This window comes from Curtobacterium sp. PvP017 (assembly GCF_054060195.1).
The window spans coordinates 100,636-107,175 of sequence record NZ_JBSSCY010000009.1; the positions used below are offsets into that span (position 1 = coordinate 100,636).

Annotated in this window: 7 protein-coding genes; 6 read left to right on the forward strand and 1 reads right to left on the reverse strand. The window is 72.6% G+C overall.

Going from position 1 to position 6,540, the window contains the following annotated elements; translation table 11 throughout:
* Positions 1 to 63 precede the first annotated feature (63 nt).
* The 5 genes from ACVKXF_RS16090 (at position 64) to ACVKXF_RS16110 (ending at position 4,100) form a co-directional block, all read left to right on the forward strand.
* Entirely contained in the window at positions 64 to 1,107 is a 1,044-nt protein-coding gene (locus tag ACVKXF_RS16090) for a Gfo/Idh/MocA family protein (RefSeq protein WP_123310559.1), read from the forward strand.
* Positions 1,108 to 1,307: 200 nt separating this feature from the next.
* The gene (locus tag ACVKXF_RS16095; protein ID WP_123310557.1) at positions 1,308 to 1,823 is read left to right on the forward strand and encodes a hypothetical protein; all 516 of its coding nucleotides are present in this window, start codon (positions 1,308 to 1,310) and stop codon (positions 1,821 to 1,823) included.
* A 4-nt stretch (positions 1,824 to 1,827) separates the two neighbouring features.
* Positions 1,828 to 2,859 (forward strand): YihY/virulence factor BrkB family protein, encoded by a 1,032-nt coding sequence (locus ACVKXF_RS16100; RefSeq protein ID WP_123310554.1) that lies wholly within the window; start codon positions 1,828 to 1,830, stop codon positions 2,857 to 2,859.
* A gap of 43 nt (positions 2,860 to 2,902) precedes the next feature.
* A complete protein-coding gene (locus ACVKXF_RS16105; RefSeq protein WP_340197460.1) occupies positions 2,903 to 3,394 on the forward strand; it encodes a VTT domain-containing protein in 492 nt (163 codons plus the stop codon).
* Between the two features lie 10 nt (positions 3,395 to 3,404).
* Complete coding sequence (locus ACVKXF_RS16110) at positions 3,405 to 4,100, forward strand: SDR family oxidoreductase (protein WP_456796335.1); 696 nt, start codon at positions 3,405 to 3,407, stop codon at positions 4,098 to 4,100.
* Positions 4,101 to 4,107: 7 nt separating this feature from the next.
* On the opposite strand, the gene ACVKXF_RS16115 is transcribed toward ACVKXF_RS16110, so the two are convergent.
* Positions 4,108 to 5,679: an ABC-F family ATP-binding cassette domain-containing protein gene (locus ACVKXF_RS16115; RefSeq protein WP_456796336.1), complete on the reverse strand. Its 1,572-nt coding sequence runs from the start codon at positions 5,677 to 5,679 to the stop codon at positions 4,108 to 4,110.
* Positions 5,680 to 5,951: 272 nt separating this feature from the next.
* Here ACVKXF_RS16115 and ACVKXF_RS16120 point away from each other — a divergent pair, with 272 nt between their 5' ends.
* Entirely contained in the window at positions 5,952 to 6,377 is a 426-nt protein-coding gene (locus tag ACVKXF_RS16120; protein ID WP_123310550.1) for a DUF3151 domain-containing protein, read from the forward strand.
* The last annotated feature ends 163 nt before the right edge of the window (positions 6,378 to 6,540 follow it).

Consider the following 6,540-nt stretch of genomic DNA (forward strand, 5'->3'; position numbering starts at 1 on the left):
CCTGACAGACTGGACGGACGCGCCACGGGAGTCGTGACGCAGCAGCCACGAAGGAGTGCACGCATGACGGTCCGGATCATCCACGTCGGTCTCGGAGGGTGGGGCGGCAACTGGGCCCGCACCGCCATCCCAGAGGTAGCCGAAGTAGAGGTGGTCGGGCTCGTCGACCCGGTGCCGGCGACGCTGACCGCCGTGCAGCAGGACCTCGGGCTGCCGGAGTCCGCCGCGTTCGCGTCCCTGACCGAGGCGCTCGCCGGGGTCGACGCCGACGCCGTCGTCATCACCGCGCCCGCCGTCACGCACGTGCCGCTCGCGCTCGAGGCCCTGGACGCCGGCAAGCACGTCCTGGTCGAGAAGCCGTTCGCCAACACCACGGACGAGGCCGTCACCGCCGTGCGCCGTGCCGAGGAACTCGGCCTCGTGCTGCAGGTCAGCCAGAACTACCGCTGGTACCCGGCACCGCGCGCCGTCCAGGACCTGCTCGCTGCGGGCACCGTGGGCGAGCTGTCCGCGATCAACATCGACTTCCGGCAGTGGGACAACGACCTGGCGTTCGAGGAGCACCCGCACTACAAGTTCCCCCACGCCATGATCAACGACATGGCCATCCACCACTTCGACCTGCTCCGGATGGTCACCGGGCAGGAGGCCGTCCGGGTCTTCGCCAAGGCGACCTTCCCGTCGTACAGCAAGTACCAGGACGAAGCCATCGCCTCGATGATCATCGAGCTCGACGGCGGCCTGGTGGTCAGCTACCGCGGCAGCTGGCTGAGCCGTGGGCCCCGTACGGCGTGGGCCGGCGAGTGGAGCATCCAGGGCGAGGACGGCGAGCTCTGGTTCACCAGCCGCGACGGCGCGCCGAACGCGATCGACGGCGACGTCGTCACCCTCCGCCGGACCCAGGACGACGAGGCCGAGCCCGTCGAGCTGCCCGTGCTCGAGCACACCGACCGCCAGGGTGGACTGCAGGCCTTCGCACGCTCGGTCGAGGGTGGTCCCGCACCGGCGACGAGCGGCCGCGACAACCTGCGCAGCCTCGCGCTGATGGAGGCCGCCACCCGCTCGGCGGCCAGCGGCCAGCCAGAGGACGTCGTCGTCCCGTCCTGAGCGCACCGGCTGACGGACGGGAGGCGCGTGGCGGGCCCGCACCGGGCCTCCCGTCCGCCGTGGGGTCGCGCCCACTGCTGCGAAAGCGACGGTCTGCCGCGGAACGTTCGCGGCGGACTGTCGCTCTCGCGACACGGCCCGCGTGACCGCGCCGCGGCCATCTGGGCGCGCCCCCGGCGCGGACGTGTAGAAACTGGGGAATGGCCAAGGACAGTCTCCCCGAGCTCGAACTCGCGAACGTCCGCACGCGTGAGCGCATGACCGACACCGTCACCGAACTCAAGCGCCGTGCGAACCTCCCCGCGCGGGCACGTCTCGCTGCTGCGAAGACCCGCCAGCGCTGGCACCGCGACCCGACCCCGCTCGTCGCGATGGGCATCACCGGGCTGACCGGTGTCGCGGCGATCGTCCTCGGCATCGCGCTGCGGAACCGCCCTGCTGGGCACCTGGCCGCGCCGCCGGCGAGTTCGGCCTTCACCGCGCTGCTGCCCTTCGGCGCGCGCGGCGACGCCCCCTCCGCCAAGGAGCAGGCGCAGTCCGGCCGCAAGGGCCGCAAGGCCCGCGCGAAGGCTGCCGAGGAGGCGCTCGAACGCGATCCGGCGCACAAGGCCCGGGTCAAGCAGCAGGTCGGCATCAGTGCGGTGCAGCGACGAGCGAACAAGAACCGCAAGGCAGCGGTGAAGCGGTCGAAGCAGGCCCTGAAGGCGCGGGGGTAGTCCGATGGCACAGGAACAGCAGAAGCCGGACCCGGACGACTCCCGGAAGCCGGACAACCCCACCGACCTCACGAAGCCGACGCTCGTCTACACGCTCAAGAAGACGTTGCGCGAGTTCTCGAGCGACCAGTGCACCGACCTCGCAGCGGGCCTGACGTACTACACGGTCCTCGCGCTGTTCCCCGGACTGCTCGCGATCGTCTCGATCCTCGGTCTCGTGTCGAACCCGTCGGACACCATCACGTCGCTGCTGGACGTCGTCCGCAACGTCGGCGGCGGCCAGGTCGCGGACTTGCTCCAGGACCCGATCGAGGGACTCGTCCGCTCGCCCGCCGCCCCGGTCACGTTCATCGTCGGTCTCGTCGGTGCCCTGTGGTCGGCCTCCGGCTACGTCGGTGCGTTCGGCCGGGCGATGAACCGGATCTACAACGTCCGCGAGGGGCGTCCGATCTGGAAGCTCCGCCCGACGATGCTCGGCGTGACGCTCGCGACCGTCATCCTGCTCGTCCTCGGACTGCTGACGCTCGTCTCCGGTCCGCTCGCCCGCAGCTTCGGTGACGTCATCGGCCTCGGGGACGTCGCTGCGACGGTGCTCCTCATCGTGCAGTGGCCGATCCTGCTGATCATCGCGATCGTCGTGGTCGCGGTGCTCTACTACTGGTCGCCGAACGTCAAGCAGCCGAAGTTCACCTGGGTCAGCGGCGGGTCGATCCTGGCGCTCCTCATCTGGATCATCGCGAGCGTCGGCTTCGGCTTCTACGTCGGGAACTTCTCGAACTACAACGCCACCTACGGCTCCCTCGGTGGGGTCATCGTGTTCCTGCTGTGGATCTGGATCACGAACAACGCGCTGCTCTTCGGCGCCGAGTTCGACGCCGAGATCGAGCGCGGCCGCGAGCTGCAGGCGGGCATCCGGGCAGAGGAGGACATCCAGCTCCCCGAGCGCGACACCCGTCAGATCGAGAAGCAGGACGAGAAGCGCGCGCAGGACGTCCTCGAGGGGATCCGGATCCGGCAGGGCGCCGACGGCGACTGACCCGCGGGGCGTTCCTCCGGGCGGAGGCGTTACGGTGCGAGGCGTGCCCGACTTCCTCGAGGGACTGCCGTTCCGGTGGCTCGTCCTCGCGCTCTTCGCGATCGTGTTCTGCCGCGCGCAGGCCACGTACTGGGTGGCGCGACTCGCGGTGACGGGGGCGTCCCGCTCCCGTTGGGGCGGCTGGCTGCACTCGCCAGCGGTCCGCCGTGGGTCGACGCTCCTCGAGCGCTGGGGACTGCCCGTGGTGACGGTGAGCTTCGTGGTCGTCGGTCTGCAGACGGTGATGAACGCCGCCGCTGGCCTGGCCCGGGTGGCGTGGTGGCGGTACACGATGGCGATGGTGCCGGGCTGCGTCGCGTGGGCCTTCCTCTACGCGACCGTCGGGCTCGCGGTGTTCTGGGCGGTCGTGGCTGCACTCGCCGGTTCGCCGTGGGGCATCGCAGCGGTGGCCGTCCTGGTGGTCGCGGCGGTCGTCGCGGTGACGGTTCTCCACAGATCGCGGAAGCGGACGGGAGGCCCGGCCCGGCTTCCGTAGGCTGGCCTCCGTGACGACAGACCAGCTCCAGAACCGTCCGGTCGCCCTGGTGACCGGTGCCACCCGCGGCATCGGCCGGGCGATCGCCGCCGACCTCGGCCGCACCCACCACGTCCTCGTGGGTGGCCGGTCCGCCGACGCGGTGGACTCCCTCGTCGCGGAACTGCCGAGCGCGGCGCCGTTCGTCGGTGACCTGGGCGCGGGCGAGTTCCCCGCGTTGCCCGAGCGGCTCGACGTGCTCGTGCACTCCGCCGGCGTCGAGCAGGGCACGACCGTCGCCGACACCCCGCGTGCCGTGTGGGAGCAGGTCTTCGCGACGAACGTCTTCGCCGTCGCCGAGCTCACCCGGCTGGCGCTGCCCGCACTCCGGACGGCGCGGGGCATCGTCGTGCCGATCAACAGCGGTTCCGGGTTCCACTCCGGCCCGGGTGGTGGCGTGTATGCGGCGTCGAAGTTCGCACTGCGGGCCTTCGCCGACGCCCTGCGAGAAGAGGAGCGGGCGAACGGCGTGCGGGTGTCGAGCGTGCACCCCGGACGGACCGACTCGGACATGCAGCGGCAGCTCGTGGCGAAGCTCGGGGAGTCCTACGACACCGCCTACTACCTGGCACCCGAGGACGTGGCCGCCGCGGTCCGCGCCGTCGTCGACCTGCCCGAGCGCGGCACCGTCGAGTCGCTCGCGATCCGACCGACCCGACGGCGCTGACCGCGGGCTACGACAGCTCGATGCGCGCGTCGAGCTCCAGGCGCTCCAGGAACGTCTCGTCGTGGCTGACCACGACGAGCGCCCCGCGGTAGGCCCGCAACGCGTCGACGAGCTGGTCGACGCTCGTGAGGTCGAGGTCGTTCGTCGGTTCGTCGAGCACCAGCAGCTGTGGCGGCGGGTCGGCCAGCACCAGGGCCGCGAGCGCCACCCGGAACCGTTCTCCGCCGGACAGCGCCCCGGCCGGCCGGTCGACGGTGTCGCCGCGCACCAGGAACTTCGCGAGCCGGTTCCGCACCTCGGCGACGGCGACGTGCGGGGCGTCCCGGCGCACGTTGTCGAGCACGGTCGCGGCGTCGTCGAGGGTGTCCTTGCGCTGCGGCAGGTAGGCGATCCGGTCGACGTGCGCGACGGCCGTGGTCTCCGGCAACGGGTGCTCGCGGGCCGCGGGGTCGCCGACGAGCTGTTCGAGCAGCGTGGACTTGCCGACGCCGTTGTCCCCGGTGACCGCGATGCGCTCCGGTCCCTGCACGATCTGGTCCCGCCCGCGCACCGTGACGGTCGCGATCTGCCGAGACGCGGGAACGTGCGGGTCGGGCAGCGTCACGTGGATGGACTCGTCGTCACGGAGCCGGAGCTGTGCCTCCCGCTTCGCCTCGAGGGCAGCGGCCTCGTCGTCGGCGTACCCGACGCGGAGCCGGCCGGCGGTCTCCTGCGCCTTCTTCCGCTGCTCGTTCGCCAGGATCTTCGGCATCGAGCGGCCGGCCTTCTCGCCGGCCTTCGCCCGTCGGGCGATCTTCGTCTCCGCCTCGATGCGCTGTCGCTTCTCGGTGCGGTGCCGCTGCTCGGCGACGCGGACCTCGCGCTCGACGGCCGCCTGCTGCACGGCGAGGTGGTCCTCGAACGCGCTGAACGTCCCACCGAACACGGTCATCGACCCGGACCGCAGCTCCACCGTCTCGTCGACGTGTTCGAGGAGCTCCCGGTCGTGGCTGACCACCACGAGGGTCCCGCGCCAGTCGTCGACCAGGTCGAGCAGGAGCCCGCGTGTCCGCCGGTCGAGGTTGTTCGTCGGCTCGTCCAGGAACGCGATCGGCCGGCCGCGCAACCGCACCCCGGCGACGGCGACGAGCACGGACTGCCCGCCCGACAGCGTCGACACCGGACGTTCCAGATCGGCGCCGTCGAGCCCGACGCTCGCGATCGCTGCGGCAGCCCGCTCCTCGAGGTCCCAGTCGTCGCCGACCGCCTCGAAGTGCTCGGGCGACGCGTCACCGGACAGCACGGCCCGGAGCGCGGTGAGAGTCGACCGGATGCCGAGCAGGTCGGCGACGGCGTCGTCCCTCCCGGTCGCGATGCGTTGCGGCAGGTGGTCGACGGGACCCGACGTCGAGATGGTGCCCGACGTGGGGTGGAGCCGGCCGGTGGCGAGCCGGACCAGCGTGGACTTGCCGGCCCCGTTCCTCCCGACCAGGCCGGTCCGGCCCCGCCCGAAGGCGGCGGTGAGGTGGTCGAGCGCGACGGTGCCGTCGGGCCAGGCGAACGTGACGTCGTGCAGGACGACGGATGGACTGCTGGGCATGGGGATGCCTCCCGGTGTCGATGCTGGGCGCACGACACCGAACCCACCGCGGTGCGGTGGAGCGCCCGACGGGGCGCGCGATCACGGTGTCAGCGCGTGGGCTGAGCAGAACCGGTGATCGACAGCAATCCGTCTTCTTCCGTCGGGGACCCCCGTGACCGCCATCCGCGCCGCCGGTCGGTCTCCCGCCCCGGGGGCCTCGCGATGACGACGAGGTGCCACCCACGGTAATCCCGGCCACGGGGACGCGCAAGGGATGACAGGCTGGGGGCATGCCGGAGAACCTGTTGCCGAACCCCTCGACGAACCCCGAGACCCTGCTGCCCGCTGAACCCGAGGTGACCGCGGCGCTCGCCGCCGACGCTCCCGTCGCCAGCGTGGTGGTGTCGCACCCCTCGTCGAGCCTGGCGTGGGCCCTGCTCGCCGACGAGGCGTGGGCGCGCGGCGCGACCCTGGAGTCCTACGCCTACGCCCGTGTCGGGTACCACCGTGGGCTCGACGCCCTGCGCAAGGCCGGGTGGCGCGGTGTCGGTCCGGTGCCGTGGTCGCACGAACCGAACCGTGGCGTCCTGCGGGCGCTGTTCGCCCTGCGCCGTGCGGCCGAGGCGATCGAGGAGCCCGGAGAGGCCGAGCGCCTGACCGACTTCCTCGACGCGAGCGACCCCGAGGCCCTGCGCGCCCTGTCCGCCGGCGCGTAGCGCAGCGCGGCGCACGGTGCGGCCGACGATTCGCGCCCCGTGGCGGTGGGGGGGGGGGCGCCGCGGGGGGGGGGGGGGGGGGGCCGGGGGGGGGGGCCCCGGGGGGGGGGCCCCCCCCCCCCCCCCCGCCCCCCGCCGCCCCCCCCCCCCGCCCCCCCGCCGC

Excerpts from the sequence above, each read along its gene's own strand:
- ACVKXF_RS16100 (WP_123310554.1), top strand. The coding sequence starts at position 1,828 with ATGGCACAGGAACAGCAGAAGCCGGACCCGGACGACTCCCGGAAGCCG.
- ACVKXF_RS16120 (WP_123310550.1), top strand. The coding sequence starts at position 5,952 with ATGCCGGAGAACCTGTTGCCGAACCCCTCGACGAACCCCGAGACCCTG.
- ACVKXF_RS16090 (WP_123310559.1), top strand. The coding sequence starts at position 64 with ATGACGGTCCGGATCATCCACGTCGGTCTCGGAGGGTGGGGCGGCAAC.
- ACVKXF_RS16115 (WP_456796336.1), bottom strand. The coding sequence starts at position 5,679 with ATGCCCAGCAGTCCATCCGTCGTCCTGCACGACGTCACGTTCGCCTGG.
- ACVKXF_RS16095 (WP_123310557.1), top strand. The coding sequence starts at position 1,308 with ATGGCCAAGGACAGTCTCCCCGAGCTCGAACTCGCGAACGTCCGCACG.